Annotated in this window: 11 protein-coding genes; 1 reads left to right on the plus strand and 10 read right to left on the minus strand. The window is 73.1% G+C overall.

Annotated features, from left to right (window positions below):
- Positions 1-33 precede the first annotated feature (33 nt).
- From AB0I71_RS02120 to AB0I71_RS02130, 3 genes are read right to left on the minus strand one after another with little or no spacing between them, the layout of a single operon-like run.
- On the minus strand, positions 34-1,635 hold the full coding sequence (locus AB0I71_RS02120; protein WP_357581380.1) for an AMP-binding protein: 1,602 nt from the start codon (positions 1,633-1,635) through the stop codon (positions 34-36).
- Positions 1,619-8,455 (minus strand): amino acid adenylation domain-containing protein, encoded by a 6,837-nt coding sequence (locus AB0I71_RS02125; RefSeq protein ID WP_357581381.1) that lies wholly within the window; start codon positions 8,453-8,455, stop codon positions 1,619-1,621. The genes AB0I71_RS02120 and AB0I71_RS02125 overlap by 17 nt, the downstream gene beginning before the upstream one ends.
- The gene (locus AB0I71_RS02130) at positions 8,452-9,807 is read right to left on the minus strand and encodes an LLM class flavin-dependent oxidoreductase (protein WP_357581382.1); all 1,356 of its coding nucleotides are present in this window, start codon (positions 9,805-9,807) and stop codon (positions 8,452-8,454) included. The genes AB0I71_RS02125 and AB0I71_RS02130 overlap by 4 nt, the downstream gene beginning before the upstream one ends.
- 122 nt (positions 9,808-9,929) lie before the next feature.
- Here AB0I71_RS02130 and AB0I71_RS02135 point away from each other — a divergent pair, with 122 nt between their 5' ends.
- Entirely contained in the window at positions 9,930-11,399 is a 1,470-nt protein-coding gene (locus tag AB0I71_RS02135) for an aldehyde dehydrogenase family protein (RefSeq protein ID WP_357581383.1), read from the plus strand.
- On the opposite strand, the gene AB0I71_RS02140 is transcribed toward AB0I71_RS02135, so the two are convergent.
- Genes AB0I71_RS02140 through AB0I71_RS02170 form a run of 7 tightly spaced genes read right to left on the minus strand, consistent with a single transcriptional unit; the run spans position 11,396 to position 18,512 of the window.
- Positions 11,396-12,619 carry a cytochrome P450 gene (locus tag AB0I71_RS02140; protein ID WP_357581384.1) on the minus strand — a complete coding sequence of 408 codons (1,224 nt, stop codon included), beginning with the start codon at positions 12,617-12,619 and terminating at the stop codon, positions 11,396-11,398. The two genes, AB0I71_RS02135 and AB0I71_RS02140, sit on opposite strands and share 4 nt — an antisense overlap.
- A gap of 60 nt (positions 12,620-12,679) precedes the next feature.
- Entirely contained in the window at positions 12,680-13,822 is a 1,143-nt protein-coding gene (locus AB0I71_RS02145) for an acyl-CoA dehydrogenase family protein (protein ID WP_357581385.1), read from the minus strand.
- Between the two features lie 6 nt (positions 13,823-13,828).
- Positions 13,829-14,119: a phosphopantetheine-binding protein gene (locus AB0I71_RS02150; protein WP_357581386.1), complete on the minus strand. Its 291-nt coding sequence runs from the start codon at positions 14,117-14,119 to the stop codon at positions 13,829-13,831.
- Entirely contained in the window at positions 14,119-15,450 is a 1,332-nt protein-coding gene (locus tag AB0I71_RS02155) for a condensation domain-containing protein (RefSeq protein ID WP_357581387.1), read from the minus strand. Before AB0I71_RS02155 ends, AB0I71_RS02150 begins: the two co-directional genes overlap by 1 nt.
- A 59-nt stretch (positions 15,451-15,509) precedes the next feature.
- Complete coding sequence (locus tag AB0I71_RS02160) at positions 15,510-15,728, minus strand: MbtH family protein (protein ID WP_357581388.1); 219 nt, start codon at positions 15,726-15,728, stop codon at positions 15,510-15,512.
- Positions 15,721-16,995: a cytochrome P450 gene (locus AB0I71_RS02165; RefSeq protein WP_357581389.1), complete on the minus strand. Its 1,275-nt coding sequence runs from the start codon at positions 16,993-16,995 to the stop codon at positions 15,721-15,723. The genes AB0I71_RS02160 and AB0I71_RS02165 overlap by 8 nt, the downstream gene beginning before the upstream one ends.
- Positions 16,992-18,512 (minus strand): AMP-binding protein, encoded by a 1,521-nt coding sequence (locus AB0I71_RS02170; protein ID WP_357581390.1) that lies wholly within the window; start codon positions 18,510-18,512, stop codon positions 16,992-16,994. Before AB0I71_RS02170 ends, AB0I71_RS02165 begins: the two co-directional genes overlap by 4 nt.

Consider the following 18,512-nt stretch of genomic DNA (forward strand, 5'->3'; position numbering starts at 1 on the left):
GCAGCATCGGCGCCCGGCGAGCACCGGAGTCCGTCAGGCGTCCCGGTCGATGACCGTGGCGACCAGGGCGGTCTTGTCGACCTTGCCCACCCCGGTGCGGGGCAGCCCGGTGACGACGACCAAGCGGTCCGGCAGCTTGTAGTCGGCGACCCCGCGACCGGTGAGCCAGTCACGTAGGCCCGCGAGCGTCGGCGGCTCACCGGCGGCCACCACGACAGCGCAGGTCTTCTCGCCCAGGACGGCGTCGGCGATCCCGATGACCGCCGCCTCCCGCACCTGCCCGTGGGTCAGCAGGTGCTCCTCGACCTCCTCGGGCGGCACCTTCTCGCCACCCCGATTGACCACGTCCTTGATGCGTCCCAGCACCACCAGCCGGCCATTTTCGTCCAGGCGGACCCGGTCACCGGTGCGCAGGAACCCGTCGGAGGTGAACGCGCGGGCGTTGTAGTCGGCTGCCCGGTAGTAGCCGCGCAGCACGGTGGGCCCCCGGGTGAGCAACTCGCCGCTCGCCCCCGGCGGTACCGGGTGGTCCTCGTCGTCGACCACGAGGATCTCGTCGGCAGCGGACAGCGGCAGGCCCTCGGTGCCGGTCCGCACCTCGAGCGGATCGTCCCGCCGGGTGAAGACCAGCAGCCCCTCGGCCATGCCGAACCACCGGGTGATGGTGCAGCCGAGCGCCGCCTCGGCCCGCTGGGCGACGGCCGGGGCCAGTGGCGCGCCACCCACCTCGATGGTCACCGCCGACAGGTCGGCGCGGAAGACACCGGCCAGGTCGGCCCAGAGCGGGAGGTACGCGGGCATGAGCGTGGTCAGGGTGACCTTCTCCCGGGTGACAAGCGGGAAGACCTCGTCGGGGCTGGGGCTCGACGCCAGCACGACCCGGCCACCGGCGCGCAGCGCACCGAGCAGGCCCGGGCAGCCGAGGGCGGCGTTGTGGCTCACCGGCAGGGCGGCCAGGTAGACGCCGTCGGCGTCGAAGCCCATCTCCGCCGCCGTCGCCCGGATCTGGAAGTCGTAGTCGCGGTGGGTGCGCGGGATCAGCTTCGGTGTCCCCGTGGTACCTCCGGAAAGCAGGAAGAAGGCCACCTCGGCCGGGTCGACGTCGACAGCTACCGGCGGGCCGTGCACAGCCGACAACGGGGTGAACTCACCGGCGTCGTCGTCGGCGATGAGGATGTGACGCAGGCCCGGCACCTCCCGTCGTACCTCGGCGGCGAGCCGTCGATGGTCGAAGCCGGCCACCGTGCCCGTGGTCAGGTAAGCGACGGCGTCGGTGTGCGCGCAGAGGTAGGTGATCTCGCTGCGACGGTGGGCCGGCAGCGCGAACACCGGAAGGGCACCGAGCCGGAACGCGGCGACGGCGACCGCCGCGAACTCCGGGACGTTCGGCAGCTGCACCACGATCCGGTCGTCGCGCCGGACGCCCAGCCGGTGCAGGCCACCCGCCAGGCGGTCGGCCCAGGCGTCCAGGTGGGCGTAGCTGACCGTCCGCGAGCCACAGACCAGCGCCACCCGGTCCCCGTCGGTGGCAGCGACCTCGCGGAGCAGGCTGGCCAGCGTCTCCGCACCCCAGTAGCCCGATCGTCGGTAGCGCTCGGCCGCCTCCGGCGGCCACGGCTCACAGCCTTCCAGCACCCTGCACCCCCTCCGCCGGTTGCCGGGCGTCCGCCGACAGGACCCAGGTGAGGGCGTCGGGCAGGTGGTCCTGCCAGGTGGCGAAGGTGTGGCCACCGGGCCCGGCGACGTAGCGGACCGGGTTGCCGGCGGCGGTCAGCTCGTCGGCCAGCCGCACGCTCCAGGCGCGGATGCGCGGATCGTCACCCTCGGCCGCGTACACGTGGAACCGGGTGCCGTGGGCGGCGTCGGCCTGGCGCAGCAGCCAGCCGGGCTCCTCGCCGGCCGGCGACCACCACAGCGGACCGGACAGGGCCACCACCCCGTCGACAGTCAGTGGGTGCCGCACGGCCGCGGTGACGGCGGCGACGGCACCGAGGCTGGCACCCGCCGCGACGACCCGTATCCGATCCGGGTCGAGCCCGAGCCATTCGCAGGCCAGCGGCACCGCCTCGGCCATCAGCGCGTCGACGAAGGCGACCCCCTCCGACAGCTCGGCCTGGCGGGTCGACCAGTCGGGGTGGGCGACGAACAGCGCCGGAGTCGGCGGTATCCGGCCGGTGTGCACGAGGTCGTCGAGGACGCCAGGTGCCCGCATCACGTCGACGAAGTCCGACCCGTCCGGGGCGACCAGCAGGGTGTCGGTGTCCGACGGCGTGAAGCCGGCCGGCACGTACAGGTCGACCCGCCGGTTGGTGCCCAGCAGCTCGCTGCGCCACTGTCGTCGGTGGACGACTCCGGTGGGCCGGTCGCCGGCGTGTCGCAGGCGGTCCAGCGCGGCGGCGTACCGGGCCACCGACGGGTGGTCGAAGAGCAGCCGTAGCGGCACCTCCCACCCCAGGTCGGCGCGGAGCCGGTCGGTCGCGTGCACGACGAGCAGCGAATGTCCGCCGGCGGCGAAGAAGTCGTCGTGTACCCCGATCCGCCGGCCGAGGACCGCCGACCACACCTGCGCCACCTCACCTTCCAACGAGGTACGGGGCGGGCCGGAGTCCGGCGCCGCCTCGATCCGTGGATCGGGCAGGGCGTCCCGGTCGAGCTTGCCGTGGATCGACAGCGGCAGGGCAGGCACCGTCTCCACCACCGCCGGCACCGCGTACGGCGGCAGCAGGTCGGCGAGATGTCGGCGGATCTCCTCCGATTCCGTGGCGGCGGTCCCCTCCTCCGGCACGTAGTAGCCGACAAGGACCGGGCCGGTCTCCGCGCGGTGCACCTTCGCGGCGGCGAACCGCACGCTCGGGTGCGCCCGCATCGCGTGCTCGATCTCCTCCAACTCGATCCGGTATCCCCGGATCTTCACCTGGGTGTCCGCGCGGCCGCCGAACTCCATCACCCCGTCCGGGCGTTGCCGGCCGAGGTCGCCGGTGCGGTACATGCGGGACCCGGGCGGGCCGAACGGGTCGGGCAGGAAACGGTCGGCGGTCAGGTCTGGCCGGCCCAGGTAGCCGCGCGCGACGCCCGCACCGCCGATGAAGATCTCGCCCCGGGTGCCTCTGGGAACCGGGCGGAACCGGGAGTCCAGGACGTACCAGTGCACGTTGGCGACCGGCCGGCCGATCGGCACCGGCCCGGTCAGCTCCCGGTCGTCGAGGTCGTCCCCGGTGAGGACGGAGGCGATCACCGAGGTCTCGGTCGGGCCGTAGACGGGCATGAGACGCCGTGGTGGCTGGCCGCAGTGCAGGGTGTTGAAGCTCGACGTGGCGATGACGTCGCCGCCGGAGACGATCCGGCGCAGCGGGGCCAGCTCCGCCACGCCCCGGTCGATCGCCAGATCCAGCAGGGGCGGGACGAGGAAGACCACTGTCGCCTGGTACCGACGGACCAGCGTGCCGAGATCGTCGGCGAGCACGTCGACAGGCGCGCTGACGGTGGCCGCGCCAGCGCACAGCGGTGCCAGCAGTTCCAGCGTCGCGACGTCGAAGGTGTGCGGCGCGAGCTGGAGCATCCGGTCGCCCGGTTCCAGAGCGAGCCAGTGCCGGGAACCGTGGAAGAAGTTGGCGAGGGCACCGTGCGGCACGGCCACCCCCTTCGGCGTACCTGTCGAACCGGACGTGAACAGCACGTTTGCCAGGTCGTCCGGGCCCAGCTCGACCTCGGGTGGCGTGGCCGGCTGACCGGCCACGGCGGGGTCGTCGGGGTCGTAGTCGCGGACCGGCACCCGCTCGGTGCCGAGGTGGGCGCCGAGATCGTCGGCGACCAGCAGCACCGGGCGGGCCTGGTCGAGCGCGTGCTGGATCCGGCGCGGCGGATGAGTGGGGTCCAGCGGAAGGTAGGCGGCACCGGCCTTGAGGATGCCCAGCAGCACGACGACCCGGTCGACGTCGCGGCGCCGGCACACGGCCACCACGTCGCCCCGGCGGATGCCCGTCGCCCGCAGGTGCCGGGCGTAGCGGTTGGCCCGGGTGACCAGTTCGGCGTACGAGAGGTGACCGGACTCGTCGACGACGGCCACCGCGTCGGGCCGCCGGGCCGCCTGCTCATCGATCATGGCAACCGGCGAGTGGAACGGCACGTGCTCGGTCGGCCCGGCGGACAGCCGTGGCTCCGGCCGGTCCGCTGGACGAACGTCGGACAGGGGCTTGTCGGGCTGGTGGACGACCGCGGCGGCGAGCGCGCCCATCCGATCGAGCAGCGCCCGCATGTCGGCGGTGTCGTAGCTGGCCGACCGGAAGATGACGACGAGCGCGAGGGTGTCGTCGAGCAGGGTGGTGTGCACCTCCACCCCGAAGCGGGGCCCCACCGCCATCGGCGGCTCGTCGCCGGGTCGGTCGAGAGCCGCGGCCAACTCGTCGCCGGAGTGCGCGGTGTAGACCAGCAGGACGTCGGAGAGCGGGTTGCGGCCCCCGTCGGACTGCCCGCCCATCGCCGGGACGACCAGCTCGTAGGGGGTGTCCTGGTGCTGCTGGGCGGTCATCGTCTCGGTGCGCATCCGGCGCAGCAGCGTGCGGAACGACGGGTCGTCGGTCGCGTCGGCGCGCAGCATCACGGTGTTGGTGAGCAGGCCGACCAGGTCGGTCATCTCGGCCAGCAGCCGGCCGGTCAGACTCGATCCGAAGACCACGTCACCGCCGGTGGTGTAGGGCACCAGGCAGGCTGCGAGAAGGCTGGCGACCGTCGCGTACGGGCTGACCTGTTCGGCGGCGGCCAACCGGAGCAGGCCGGCGGTGACCTCGGGCTCCCACCGTGCCGTCACCATCTCCGCTGGTGCCGAGGGGCGTCCGGACGCCCGCCGGCCACCGGTCGGCAGCTCCAGCGGCGGGGCACCGGCCAGCCGTTCCCGCCAGTACCGCAGCTTCTGGTCGAGCACCTCCCCGGTCAGCTGACGTCGCTGCCAGTGCGCGACGTCGGCCATCTGCGCCGCCGGTTCGGGCAGGACCTCGCCCTCGTACGCGGCCCGCAGCTCGCGGGTCAGCACGGCCCGCGACCACGCGTCGACAGCGATGTGGTGGCAGACCAGCAGCACGGTGCAGGCGGCCCGGTCGACCACCACGATGCCGCGCAGCACCTCGCCCCGGGCCAGGTCGAAGGATTCGGTGTAGACGGCGGCGAACAGCTCGGCCGTCCGTCGCCGTGCCGCGTCGTCGGTCAGATCGCGCAGGTCGTGCCAGACCAGACCGGGTGGGTACGGAGCGATGACGACCTGGTACGGATGGCCGTCCGGTCCCGCCTCGTACCGGGTGCGCAACGACTCGTGGCGGCGGATCAGCGTCGCCACGGCGTTCTCCACCCGGTCGCGGTCGGCGTCGGCGGCCAGCCGTACGCTCATCGGCACGTTGAACGCGTGCCTCGCCTCACCCATCCGGTCGAGGATCCAGAGCGCCTCCTGCCCGTGCGTCAGCGGTGCCGGAGCGTCCCGGTCGACGTCCGGCCGGCGCAGCGGCGGTGGTCCGTCGTCGGTGTCGGCCAGGTGGCGGGCCAGGTCCCGCACGGTCGGGAAGTCGAAGAGCGACGCCAGCGGCAGGGTGATCCCGGTGGCGTCCCGGACACCGCGCAGCACCGGCAGGGCCAGCAGGGAGTGGCCGCCGACGTCGAAGAAGCTGTCCGTGGTGGTGAAGGTGTCGGTGTCGAGCACCTGCCGCCACACGCTGCTGACCAGGCGCTCGTAGCCGGCGACCCGTTCCGGATCGGGCGATGCGTCGGCCCGGCGCAGGCGGGCCAGCAGTGCGGCGTGATCCGGTTGGGCCGGCAGGTCCGGCGTGACCTCGGCGTGCTCGGGCAGCGCGGCCCCGCCCAGTTCCCGGGCCGCCCCGGCCAGCACGCCGGTGAGCTGCTCGGGTGCGGTGTCGATGAAGGCGGCGAGCCGGGTGCGGCCGCCGGAGCGGTGGCTCACCACCGCCGCTCGGCGTACCCGAGGGTCGGCGGCCAGTACACCTTCCACCGCGGCGGGGTCGACGGGGGTGCCGCCGACTGTCACCCGGCGATCACGGCGGTCGAACCAGCGCAGGTTGCCGTCGGTGTCGACGAAGGCCCGGTCGCCGGTGTCGAACAGGCGTGCGCCCGGCGGTCCGAACGGGTCGGGCCGGTACCGCTCGGCCGTCAGGGCCGCCCGCCCGTGGTACCCGGCCGTGACGCCGGTCCCTCCGATGTGGAGTCGACCCACCATGCCCGGCGGCACCGGGCGCATCCGGTCGTCGAGCACGTAGGCGGTCGCCCCGTCGACCGGGGCGCCGATGGTGCGTGGCTCGCCGGCCGGGCCGGTGTACGCGGTGGCGACCCCTGTCGTCTCGGCGCGGCCGTGCGTGCGCCGGACCGGCCGGGGCACCGGTAGTTCGGCGAGTGCCACCGGGTCACCGGCGACCACGACGGCGTCCACCGGATCCAACGCGGCGGGGTCGGCGTCCAGGACGTCGGCCAACTGCTCGGCGGTCAGCAGCACTGTCGACGGGGCGTGTCGGGACACCTCACCCACCACGTCGCCGCCATCGGGCAGGACGCAGGTCCCGCCGGCCCGCAGCACGGCCCAGAGGGCCAGCGGAAACCCGTCGAGCAGCAGCACCGGCTCATCCGGGACCGGATCGAGGCCGGCCGACACGCCCGCGAGGTTGCGGTAACTGACCAGCACCGGACCGTCCGGGGTGTGCTGGAGGACCGCGACGTCCTGGGGCGTCGGCCAGTCGCCGTCGAAGTCGGCGTCGGCCGGAGCCACCTCTGCGGCCTGGTACGTGACGCCGGGCATCGGCGGGTCACCCGGCTCGGCGAGCGTGTAGGCCGCACCGCAGCGCAGGACGGCGAGCGCGTCGACGATCGTCTCAGGGCGAACCGGTCCGGACACCGCGACGATGTCGCCTCGGCCGACGCCGGCCCGCCGCAGTCCGGCGGCCTTCCGGTCCGCCGCGTGCAGGAGTTCGGCGTAGGTGAGCGACTCGGAGCCGGTGGCTACCGCATCGGTGTCGGGGCGTTGCCGGGCGTGCTCGGCGATGGCCGCGAGCAGCGCGACCTCCTGGTCGGGCGGCGGTCCGGCGGACAGCGGAGCGGCGGGCGGCGGTCCGGCGGGCGGGGTGGCGGTGGGCTCACCGGTCAGCGGCAGGTCGAACAGCGGAGTGTCCGGGTCCCGGGCCACCTGGCGGGCCAACACCACAAGGTGGTCACGCAGCCGTTCGATCGTCGGCGCGGCGAACAGGTCAGCCCGGTAGATCAGAAGGCAGGAGAGTCGGCCGTCGACCACTGCGGTCTCCGCGTCGAGGTCGAAATGACTGGCCACGACGGCGGCCGTCTCCTGCGGTTCGAGCCGGATCGCCGCGTCGTCGTCAGCGGCGGCACCGGTGAACTCCTGGTGCGCGATCACCACGTTGAACACCGGCTGCCGATGCAGGTCGCGCCGGGGCGCGAGGTCGGCGACGACATGGTGGAACGGGGCGTCCGAGTGCCGCATCGCCTGAAGCACCTTGCCGCGTACCCGTCCCAGCAGGTCCCGGAACGACGGGTCGTCGGTCAGGTCGACCCGCAGGGCGACGGTGTTGACGAAGTTGCCCACCACGTCGGTGAGCGCGGCCATGGTGCGCCCGGCCATCGCGGTGCCCAGCAGCAGGTCGCGTTCGGACGTCCAGCGGGCCAGCAGCGCGGCGACCAGTGCGGTCGTCGCGACGAAACCTGTCGCACGGGCCGACCGGGCCACGGCGAGCAGGTCGGCGGTGACGTCCGCGGGTAGCGTCATGGTGGCCACGGCCGCGGTCGCGGTCGTCATCGGGCCGGCCGCGAAGTCGGTCGGCAGGACCAACGGGGTCGAGGTCGCGAGTTCGTCCCGCCAGTAGGCCAGTTCGGCGTCGAGCGTCTCGCCCCGCAGCCAGCCGCGCTGCCAGGCGGCGAAGTCCGCGAACGTCACCGGTAGCGGGGGCAGCTCAGCTCCGGCGTGCAGCGCGGCGAGGTCGCGCGAGATCAGCCGCACCGACCAGCCGTCGGCGACGATGTGCGGAATGGCCAGACACACGCGATGTCCACCGCCGGGCGCGAGCGCGCCGACCCCGCGTACGAGGCGACCGCTGGCCAGGTCGAAGGGCTCGCGCATGATCTCGGCGACCAGCTCGTGCCACCTGTCGTCGTCGGCCGTCTCGTGCCAGCGCAACTCCGGGGTGTAGCCGGGGCCGGTGCGCAGGGTCGGCGCGCCGTTGCCTTCGGACTCGAACCGCAGCCGCAGCGCGTCGTGCCGGCCCACCAGCGCGGTGAGAGCCGCCTCGAAGCTCGTCCTGCTGACCTGCGGAGCCAGTCGCAGCGACAGCGGGACGGTGTAGGCGGTGTTGGCCGCGTCGAGCTGCTGGAGGAACCAGAGTCCCTCCTGCGAGTACGCCAACGGGACGCTCTCCGTCGCCGGATCGGCTGGTAGCAGCGGCGGTTTCCGCGTCATCGCACACCCTTCGGATAGTGGCGGACCCCGGCGCCGAAGTAGCGCTCCCGCTGGGTACCTTCGGCCGGGTCGTAGGCGGTACGGAACATCCCTCGCCGTTGCAGCTCCGGCACCAGCAGATCGCAGATGTCGTCGATGGCGACCGAGGGGGGACAGGGCACCAGGTTGAAGCCGTCGACGTCGGCGATTTCGAGCCACTGCTCCATCCGGTCGGCCACCTCCTCGGCCGTGCCGAACAGCATCATCGGGGCGTCGCGGCGGGCCCGGCGGGGTCGGGAGGCGATGTAGCGGACATCCCCGACGGTCCACTCCCGGTCGGGGCTCAACCGGCGCAGGAAGTCGAGGAACGAGTGGCTGGCCTGCCCCCGGATGTCGCTGACCGGGGCGTCGTCGGGATAGGCGGCGATGTCGAAGTCCATCCAGCCACACCACTTGGCCAGCTGTCCCTCGCCGCTCCACAGCTGGGAGTAGAGCCTGGCCCGTGCGCGAGCCTGGTCGCGGTCGGCGCCGACCATCGTCATCGAGCCCTGCAACGCCTTGACCGACCGAGGGTCGCGGCCGGCGCGGGCCGCCGCCTCGCGCAGCTCGGCGACCTTCCTCGCCCCGGTCTCCGGGTCGGCCAGGGTGAGGAAGACGACCTCCGCGTGGCGGGCCGCGAAGTCGATGCCACGGGGTGACGCGCCGGCCTGGAACAGCAGCGGTGTCCGTTGCGGGGACGGTTCGCACTGGTGCGGGCCCCGGACGGCGAACCACTTCCCGGCGTGGCCGATCTCGTGCACCCGGTCCGGGTCGGTGAACGTGTCGCTGGCCGCGTCCCGGACGACCGCGTCGTCCTCCCAGCTGTCCTCCCACAGTGCCCGCACGACCTCGACGTACTCGTCGGCCCGGTCGTAACGCACATCGTGGTCGAGGAACTCACCCATCCCGTTCTCGGCCGCCGAGCGCAGATAGGAGGTGACCATGTTCCAACCGACCCGCCCACCGGTCAGGTGGTCGAGCGAGGAGAACAGCCGGGCCGCCTGGTAGGGCTGGTGATACGTGGTGGAGTAGGTGACCGCGTAACCGAGGTGCTCGGTCACCGCGGCCATCGCCGGCAGCAGCAGCGTCGGGTCGATCATCGGCACCTGCACGCCGTGCCGCACGGCTGGCGCCCAGGAGCCCTGGTAGACGTCGTAGAGGCCGAAGACGTCGGCGAAGAACAGCGTGTCGACGCACGCGGCTTCCAGCCGCTGGGCGAGCGCGGTCCAGTGGGCGAGGCGCTTGTAACCCTCCGCGCTGCGGTCCTGCGGATCCCGCCACATGCCCTTGAACTGCGGTGAGGGCGAGCACTGGGTGAACACGGCGAGATGCATGCGTGTTGTCCCCTCGTCGGGCCGAAGATCGAGCGAAGTCTACGGTCGGGACCCGGATAGGACACCGGTGTGCGAGGTGCGACCGACCGCACCGGGCAGGCGCGACGGTTAGCATCCGGGCTGTGGCCGTCCTCGATCCACCACTCGATCGAATCCCCACGAGCGCCGTCCTGATCGGCGGGGAACACGCCCCACCGACAGCCGGCAACATCCATCGTCATCACTACGCTGCCACCGGTCGGCCCACAGTGGACGTGGTCCTCGGCGGTGCGGCCGAGATGTCGGCGGCGGTCGCCGCCGCCCGCTCGGCCCTGCCGCGCTGGTGGGCCACGCCGCCCGCCGGTCGACGTGACGCGCTGCTGCGGCTGGCCGACCTGATCACCGAGGACGCCGGGACGCTCACCGGGTTACAGGTGACCGAAATCGGCCTGCCTCGCCAGTTCGCCGCCGCCACGCCCCAGGTGGCGGCCGATTTCCTGCGCTACAACGCCGGCTGGGTCGACAAGCTCGGCGGCGAGGTGGCGGCCGGCGCGGCCAGCCACGGCTGGAGCCACACGCTCGACGAGCCGTACGGCGTGGTGGCCGCTCTGCTGCCCTACAACGGCGCGGTCGCCATGCTCGGGCAGGTGCTCGGGCCGGTGCTGGCGGCCGGCAACGCGGTGGTGGTGAAGCCGTCCGAGCTTGCCCCGTTCACCGCGGTGCGGATCGGCGAGCTGTGCCAGCAGGCCGGCCTGCCGACCGGCCTGGTGAACGTGGTCACCTCCGACGCCACCGGGGGCGAGGCGCTGGTGCGTACTCCCGGTGTCGACAAGGTCCACCTGACCGGCGGCGTCTCGACCGCCCGTCGGATCCTGACCGCCACCGCCGACCGGCTGACCCCGGCCAGCCTCGAACTCGGCGGCAACTCAGCCCACCTGATCTTCGCCGACGCCGATCTGCGTGCGGCCGCCCGGCAGGCCCTGGCCGGCGCGGTCATCCTCAACGGGCAGGCCTGTGCGCGAGGCAGCCGGATCCTGGTCGAGGACGCCGTCTACGACCGGGTGCTCGATCTGGTCCTGGCCCGGCTGCCGCAGCTGGTCGTCGGCGACCCGCAACGCCCGGGCACGGTGCTCGGCCCGCTGGTGTCCCGGGAGGCCGCCGACCGGGTCACCGCGGTCGTCGACCGGGCGCGCCGTGACCCGGCGGCGGGCACCCTGGTCACCGGCGGTGAGCGGCCGGGCGGTGAGCTGGCCGACGGCTTCTTCGTCACCCCCACCGTCTTCTCCGGCGTCGAACCGACAGCCGAGCTGGCCCAGGAGGAAGTCCTGGGTCCGGTACTGGCGTTCTCCCGGTTCTCCACTGAGGACGAGGCGGTCACCCTGGCCAACGGCACCCGCTACGGGCTGGCGGCCTACCTGCACACCACCGACCTGCGCCGGGCGCACCGCCTGGTCCGGGCGCTGGACGCCGGGGCGGTATGGGTCAACGGCTTCCCGGGGCTCTCCCCGGCGACGCCGTTCGGGGGGACCGGCCACAGCGGGTACGGCCGGCTCGGCGGCCGGGCCGGCGTCGAGGAGTTCCGACGCCCGAAGACCGTCTGGTTCGGCCGCTAACGAGGCGAGACCGCGAGCGGAACCTGGTGGTGCCCGCGCAGGTTGAAATGCGGGCGGAGCACCGGTTCGCCGGCCGGTTCGAGCGAGTCGACGCGGGTGGCCAGCCGATCGAACACCACGGTGCCCAGGGCCCGGGCCAGCACGGTACCCAGACAGGTGTGCGGGCCCCCGCCGAAGCTGAGGTGCGGGTTGGGCCGGCGGGTCAGGTCGAGGCGGTCCGGGTCGGCGAAGCGCCGTGGGTCACGGTTGGCCGATGCGAGCAGCAGCAGTACCGCGCGGTCCTTGCGGATCGTCCGGTCGGCGATCCGCACCGGTGCCGACGTGAGGCGGGCGACCCACTGGATCGGCGCGTCGTAGCGCAGCACCTCCTCGACCGCGTTGGCGGCGAGGCCCGGTCGGCCACCGAGCTGCTGCCAGGCGTCGGGGTGCCCGGCCAGCGCCGCGCAGCCGCCGGCGACCAGATGGATCGTGGTCTCGAAGCCGGCGAAGAGCAGGAACACCGCGTTGTCGACGATCTCGTCGTCGGAGAGCACGGTGCCCTGGTGACGTACCCGGGTGAGCCGGGAGAGCAGGTCGTCACCGGGGGCGCGACGCCGGGCGGCCACCAGGTCGGCCACGTAGTCGCGCAGCCAACCGATCGCCTCGCGCTGCGCGGCGAGTCCGCCTTCGGCGACGTACGGGATGAGGATGAACGCGCGGCCGATGTCGACAGCCCGACTCACGATGTCGGGTCGGTCGGCGACCGGTGCGCTGATCAGCTCGCAGGCGACAGCGGTCTGCAACGGGAGGGCCAGGTCGGTCATCGCGTCGAATTCGCCGCGTTCCACGGCGTCGTCGAGGAACCGGTCCAGCCACCCGCTGGCGTCGGCGGCGATGGCCCGCACGGCGGCCGGGTTGAGAGCCTGGGCCATCAATCGTCGGACCCGCCCGTGGTCCTCCCCGGGCAGCCGGGGCACGATCCGGGTGAGCGCGGTGTCCGCCCGGCCGCCGGCGACCGAGTAGGCCAGTCGCAGCAGGTTGGACTCGCCGGTGGCGGCGAAGCCGTGGCCGAGCCGTGGGTCGCGTAGCAGACCGGCCACCTCCGTCCACCGTGGCACCACCCAGGTGCCCGGACCGCCACGGCACACGGCGGCCTGTTCGCGCAGGCGGGCGTAGGTCGGATACGGATCGACGAGCAGCGCCGGATCCAGCGGGTCGAACCTGGCTGGGGGAACGGGCACCATGGCCTCCACGTGAGTTCGTTGATCGCGGCCGGCCCGTGCGGGGAGGGCCGGACCGCCTCACAACCCGCCGTCGTCCGGCGTCTCGCCGACAAGCGACGCCCCGAGCGCGGCGAACGACTGACGTCCGGCCACGAAGTGCTGGGCGGCGGTCCGCATGTCGCGGAGCCGGCGCTGTAGCGGGCAGGTGTCGTAGACGGCGGTGCCGCCGGCGAGCCGGTAGGCCGTGTCGACGACGGCCGTCGCCTCGGCGATGAGGTGGGCGGCGGTGGCCCGGGTCCGGGCCCGGCCCTGCGGGGTCGCGGCGTCGGTCCGATCCTCGGCGGCCCGTGCGGTGTCGAGGAGGACCGTCCGGGCCGCCCGGCAGCGAACGTCCGCCTCGCCCAGTTGATCCTGCAGGTGCGGTGACCGCGACAGCGGGAGTCGACTCAGCGCCGGCCGTTTGCCACCGACGACCAACTCGATCAGCTCGGTGCTGGCGCCCTCGGCGATGCCCAGCGCGACGGCGGCGATGATGAGACTGGAAGCGGCGACCCGATCGGCGATCATCTCGGCCGTCGGCTCGACCCGCGACCCGGTGAAGCCACGGTGCTCCGGGCAGATCGCCCGCGCGACGGTGACGTCGTGGCTGCCGGTGCCGCGCAGACCGAGTGCCTGCCAGGAGGACTCGATCGTGACGTCGGTCGCGGGGAGCACGACCATCCGGCTCAGCACATCGCCGTCCGGTCCCCGGGTCAGGCCCCTGCCGTCCTGCACGGCGCAGTTGAGATAGAACCAGGACGCGTGCCGGCAGCCGGAGACGAACGGCCAACGACCACTGACCCGCCATCCGTCCGCCGTCCGCGCGGCGCGTCCCTTGATCGCCACCGCGCCGGCCGCGACAACGTCGGGCCCGCCCGCGTAGACCTCCGCAGCCGTCCCTTCGCCGCCACAACCGATGATGAGCTGCGACAACGCCACCTGACCGACCACCCAGCCGGCCGCCGGATCGGTACGGGCCAGGGCGGCGAGCACCGGCAGTACGGTGCTCATGGGCAGCTCGTCGCCTCCGTACCGGGCCGGCACGACCATCCGGAACAGCCCCGCCGTGCGGAGGGCGTTCACGGTGTCGGCCGGCAGTTGGGCGGTCTGTTCGGCCTCGTCGGCACCGGCGGCGAGCGCGTCGACCACCGTGTCGACGCGGTCGAGGGCATCGGTCCGCACGCCGGATCAGGCCCGGTCCGTCACCGGGGTCGAGGATGCGCCGTCCCGCTCCGCGACCCGCTCCAGCACGGTCTCGACGACCAGGCCGACAGTGGTGATCCGCCTGGCGGTCTGTTCGTCGATCGGCTCCAGGTCGAACTCGTCCTCCAGGGCGAAGGCCAGTTCGAGCAGCGCCAGCGAGTGGTATCCCAGGTCCTCGACCAACCGGGTGTCGGGTCCGAGGTCGTCATTGGGCGCGGGGGCCAGATCGCGCACGATCGCCGTGATCTGGTCGGCCGTCACTGTCGGTTGGCTCATCACTGCTCCTCGGTCTGGGTGGGGGATGGTGGGGGTGCTCCCGTTCGGGCGAGCTGGCTGATCGCGTCGCGGACCGGGTCGTCGGGCTGCCGTCCGAGCCGGTCCGCGAGGTACCCGAAGTCGCGGACGAAGGCCCGCGCTGTCGAGTCGTCGAAGAGCCGGTCGGTGTAGCGGAGCTGGGTGACAAGCGCGTCGCCGATCGGCACCACGAGCAGTTCGAGGTCGAAGCGGGCGTTGCGGGTCTGCGGTTCCAGGTCGGCCAGGTGGGCGCCGTGCATGTCGCCGCGGGTCGTGCCGGGGTCGAGCATCTGGAAGACGACCTGATCGGCGCGGCCACCGGGTGACCGCACGATGCCGGGCGGCAGCATGTGGAACGGCAGGTCCTGGTGCGGGAGGGCCCGGATCGTGGTGCCCCGGACCCGCCGTACCAGCGCGGTGAAGGGCTCGTCGCCGTCGACCTGGCTACGCAGCGCCACCTGGTTGACGAAGAAACCGAGGGTGTGTGCCACCTCGGACCGCGCGCGGTTCGCGAACAGCGAGGTCACGGTGAGGTCCACCTGGCCGGTCCGCTGGTGCAGCAGGGCGTAGAAGACCGCCAGCAGGACGGCGAACAGGCTCGTCCGGTGCGTCCGGGCGAGGGCGCGCAGCGACCGGACGACCGGCTCGGAGAGGTGTACCCGGGCCGATCCGGAACCGACCGGCTCCGGGTTCCGGACCGGCAGCATCGGCAGGCTGGCACCGTCGAGGGTGTCCCGCCAGAACGCGTCGAGCCGGCGGCGACTCTCGCCGGAGAGCCGTTCCCGCTGCCACTGCGCCCAGGTGGCGTACTGCCAGGTGACCTCGGGCAGCTCGGGTGGCGAGTCGTCCGCGAGAGCCTCGTAGATCGTGCGCAGGTCGCGCAGGACCAGGCCGTTGGACGAGTGATCGGTGATCAGGTGGTGCATGCTCAGGCAGCAGACCGCGCGGCCGGGCAGGCGGTACAGCGTCGTGCGGACCGGCCACTGTTCGACGGGCACCCGTTGGCGAAGGTCGGCGGCGAGAGCGTCGCGCAGGGCGTCAACCGGTTGCCGGGCACCGGTCAGGTCGACGACGTCGAGCTGCGGCTCGCGGCTCGGGCAGACCTGTTGGATCAGCTGGCGGCGGCGCTCGACCAACCGGGTACGCAGCGACTCGTGGCGCTCGCCGAGCAGGTTCAGCGCGTCCCGGAGCCGACCGGCGTCCACCGTGTCGCGTTGCAGCAGCACCTGCTGGGTGAGGCTCCGGCGGCCGCCCTGGTAGTGGTCCATCAACCAGAGGAGTCGTTGGCCCACCGAGGCCGGCGATTCACGCATGGCCGGAGCGTAGGTTGGCGCCGGTCGGATCCGCACCGCTCGCGTGGCCGTACACCGTCTCAGCGTCCCGCGGCATCGCGGTCCAGCGCCGCGCGGAGGCTGCGCGGCGTGATGTCCGTCCAGATCCCGGCGATGTGGTCCAGGCACTGTTGCCGGGAGCCGGCCGTGCCCTCCCGCCGCCAGCCAGGCGGCGGCTCCTGGTCGTCGGGCCAGATCGAGTACTGGTCCTCGTCGTTGTGCACGACGGCGAACCGGTACCGCTCGCTGCTCTCATCCATGACGGACACTCCTCTCACCTGCCGGTCGGCCCGGGCGCGGGGGCGCCAGTGCGGCCGGCATCGTCTTGATCCCGTTGACGAAGTTGGACTGGAGCCGGACCACCGGCCCGGCGAGGCGCAGCCGGGGCAGGTACGGGCGGATGGCGGTCAGCAGCTCGGCCAGTTCCAGTCGGGCCAGATGGGCACCGAGGCAGAAGTGCGGCCCGATGCCGAACGCCAGGTGCGGGTTGTCGGGCCGGTCCGGCCGGAACCGGTGCGGGTCGGTGAACACCCGCTCGTCCCGGTTCGCCGAGGTGAAGTAGAGGACCACCTTGTCGCCCTCGGCGATCCGGGTGCCGGCCAGCGTGGTGTCGCGGGTCGCGGTCCGGCGGAACTGGAGGATCGGGCTGACCAGGCGCAGCAGCTCCTCGACGGCACCCGGACCGTGGGCGTCGACGGTCCCGCCGATCAGGATGGCCAGCGAGCCGGAGATCAGGTGCCGGGTCGTTTCGTTACCGGCGACGATCAGTAGCAGCCAGATCTGGCAGAGTTGGGCGTCGGTCAGTCGGCGCCCTTCCACCTCGGCCGCGACAAGCGCCGAGACGAGGTCCTCCCGGGGTCGTCGCCGACGGTCGCGGACCAACGCCCCGGCGTAGGCCATCGCCTCGCCCAGCGCCCGCCGGTAGGCCTCGATGTCACCGCCGCCGAACTCGGGGTCGTCGAAACCGACGAGGTGGTTGCTCCAGCGCAGCAGCAGACCCCGGTCGGCAGGTGGCAGGCCCAGCAGGTCGGCCAGCACCAGCAGTGGCAGCTCGGCGGCGAGGTCGCGGACCAGGTCGATGTCGTCACCGGCCATCGCCCGGGCCACTGTGGAACGGGCGTGCTCACCCACATCGGCGGCCAGCCGCTGGACCGCCCGTGGGGTGAACGCGGGGGAGACCGCCCGCCGGATCCAGGTGTGCTGCGGGGCGTCCATGTTGACCAGGAGTTGCCGGGCCCGTTCCAGGTCGGCGCGGGTGCGCGGGTCGACCAGGAATGCGCCCCGGCGGCTGGACGAGAACTCGTCCCGACGTCTGGACACGTCGACAATTTCCGCGTGGGTCGTCACCGCCCAGAAGCCGGCCCCCCGTTGCACTGTCGACCCGGCGGCGGAGCGGCGGACCAGTTCCGGCTCGGTGACCCAGCCGACAGGCTCCTCCCGGCGACGTCGGGCGAATTCGTCGTGCGGAACCCCCCGAGCGTAGGTGGCGGGATGCGCGATGTCGGCGATCGGCGGGCCGGCGTTCACGCGCCACCGCCGGGCAGCTCGGCGAGCATCCGCCGGACGAGCTGTTTGCGGAGCTTGCCGGTCTCGTCGCGGGGCAGCGTGTCCACCAGCCGGTAGGCGCGGGGTGCCTTGAAGCCGGCAAGCGTCTCCCGGGTGTGCCGGTCGAGCCGGCCCGGCAGTTCGTCGGCGCGGTCCGGCTCGGCGGCCACCACCACCGCGACCACCCGCTCGCCGTACTCCTCGTCGGGCATCCCGACGACTGCGGCGTCCCGAACCTCCGGGTGACGCAGCAGCACCGCCTCGACCTCGGCCGCGTGTACGTTGACCCCGCCGGTGACCACGACGTCGCGGGCACGTCCGGTGAGGAACAGGTACCCGGCGTCATCGAGGTGACCGACCTCCCCGACGGTGAACAGGTCGGGCGCGCGGTGCACGGCGGCCGTCTCGGCCGGGGCGTTGTGGTAGTGGAAGCCGCTTCCCCCGACCCGCCGCACGTAGACGGTGCCGGTCCGCCCGGCCGGCAGCGGCCGGCCGGCGGGATCGAGGATGACGATCTCGTGCGGGGGCACCGCCCGACCGACGCTGCCCGGCCGTTGCCCGGCCTCGATCGAGTCGATGACGGTGAGCGCCCCCGACTCGGTGGCGCCGTAGTACTCCAGCAGTACCGGACCCCACCAGGCGATCATCCGGTCCTTCACGTCGACCGGGCAGGGTCCGCCGCCGTGCCAGACCAGCCGCAGGTCACGAGGGGTGAGTTCGTCGCGTACCGCCGGGTCGAGCGCCAGCAGCCGGACGAAGTGGGTGGGCACCAGATGGGCCGTGGTGACCCGGTGCCGGGCCATTGTGGACAGGGTGCCGACCGGGTCGAACCTCTCCTCGATCACCAGGGTGCTGCCACGCAGCAGGGGGAGCAGCGCGAAGAAGAGCTGCGCGGAGTGGTACCAGGGGGCGACGACGAGGGTCCGTCCCCCCGCCGGCAGGCGCAACGTCCGTGCGGCGTAGTCGCCCAGGCGGCCGACGCGGGAGAACGGCGCGTCGGCGACGAACAGTCGGTTGGCCACCCCGCGGGGTCGGCCGGTGCTGCCCGACGTGTAGAGCAGCAGGGCACCGCACCGTTGGTCGGCCGGTTCAGCGGCGCCCGGCATCGGCGCCCGGTCGTCGATCGTCAGAAGAAGGGGCGGGTCGTCGCACCGGGCCACCGCGTCGGCGGCCACTGCGGCTCGCTGCGCGTCGACGACGAGCAGGCGACATCCGGCATCGGTCAGGATGTGCGCCACCTCGGCTGCGGTGAGGTGCCAGTTGACCGGCACCACTGTCACCCCGGCGTGCAGGCCGGCCAGCACCACCTCGAAGGTCTCCCGGCGGTTGCCGGCCATCACGGCCACCGCGTCGCCGGCTGCCACCCCGTGCCCGCGTAGCACCTCGATCCACCCGTTGACCCGGTCGTTCAGCTCCCGCCAGGTGGTCGAGCCACGCTCGTCGACAAGCGCCGTCGCGGCTGGCGAACGGGACGCGAGGTCGATCAGCAACTCCGCCAT

The sequence above is a fragment of the Micromonospora sp. NPDC049891 genome, from assembly GCF_040660295.1.
GTDB lineage: Bacteria > Actinomycetota > Actinomycetes > Mycobacteriales > Micromonosporaceae > Micromonospora.

Coding starts and splice junctions, on each gene's coding strand:
- AB0I71_RS02125 (WP_357581381.1), bottom strand. CDS start 8,455: ATGACGCGGAAACCGCCGCTGCTACCAGCCGATCCGGCGACGGAGAGC.
- AB0I71_RS02130 (WP_357581382.1), bottom strand. CDS start 9,807: ATGCATCTCGCCGTGTTCACCCAGTGCTCGCCCTCACCGCAGTTCAAG.
- AB0I71_RS02150 (WP_357581386.1), bottom strand. CDS start 14,119: ATGAGCCAACCGACAGTGACGGCCGACCAGATCACGGCGATCGTGCGC.
- AB0I71_RS02155 (WP_357581387.1), bottom strand. CDS start 15,450: ATGCGTGAATCGCCGGCCTCGGTGGGCCAACGACTCCTCTGGTTGATG.
- AB0I71_RS02160 (WP_357581388.1), bottom strand. CDS start 15,728: ATGGATGAGAGCAGCGAGCGGTACCGGTTCGCCGTCGTGCACAACGAC.
- AB0I71_RS02170 (WP_357581390.1), bottom strand. CDS start 18,512: ATGGCGGAGTTGCTGATCGACCTCGCGTCCCGTTCGCCAGCCGCGACG.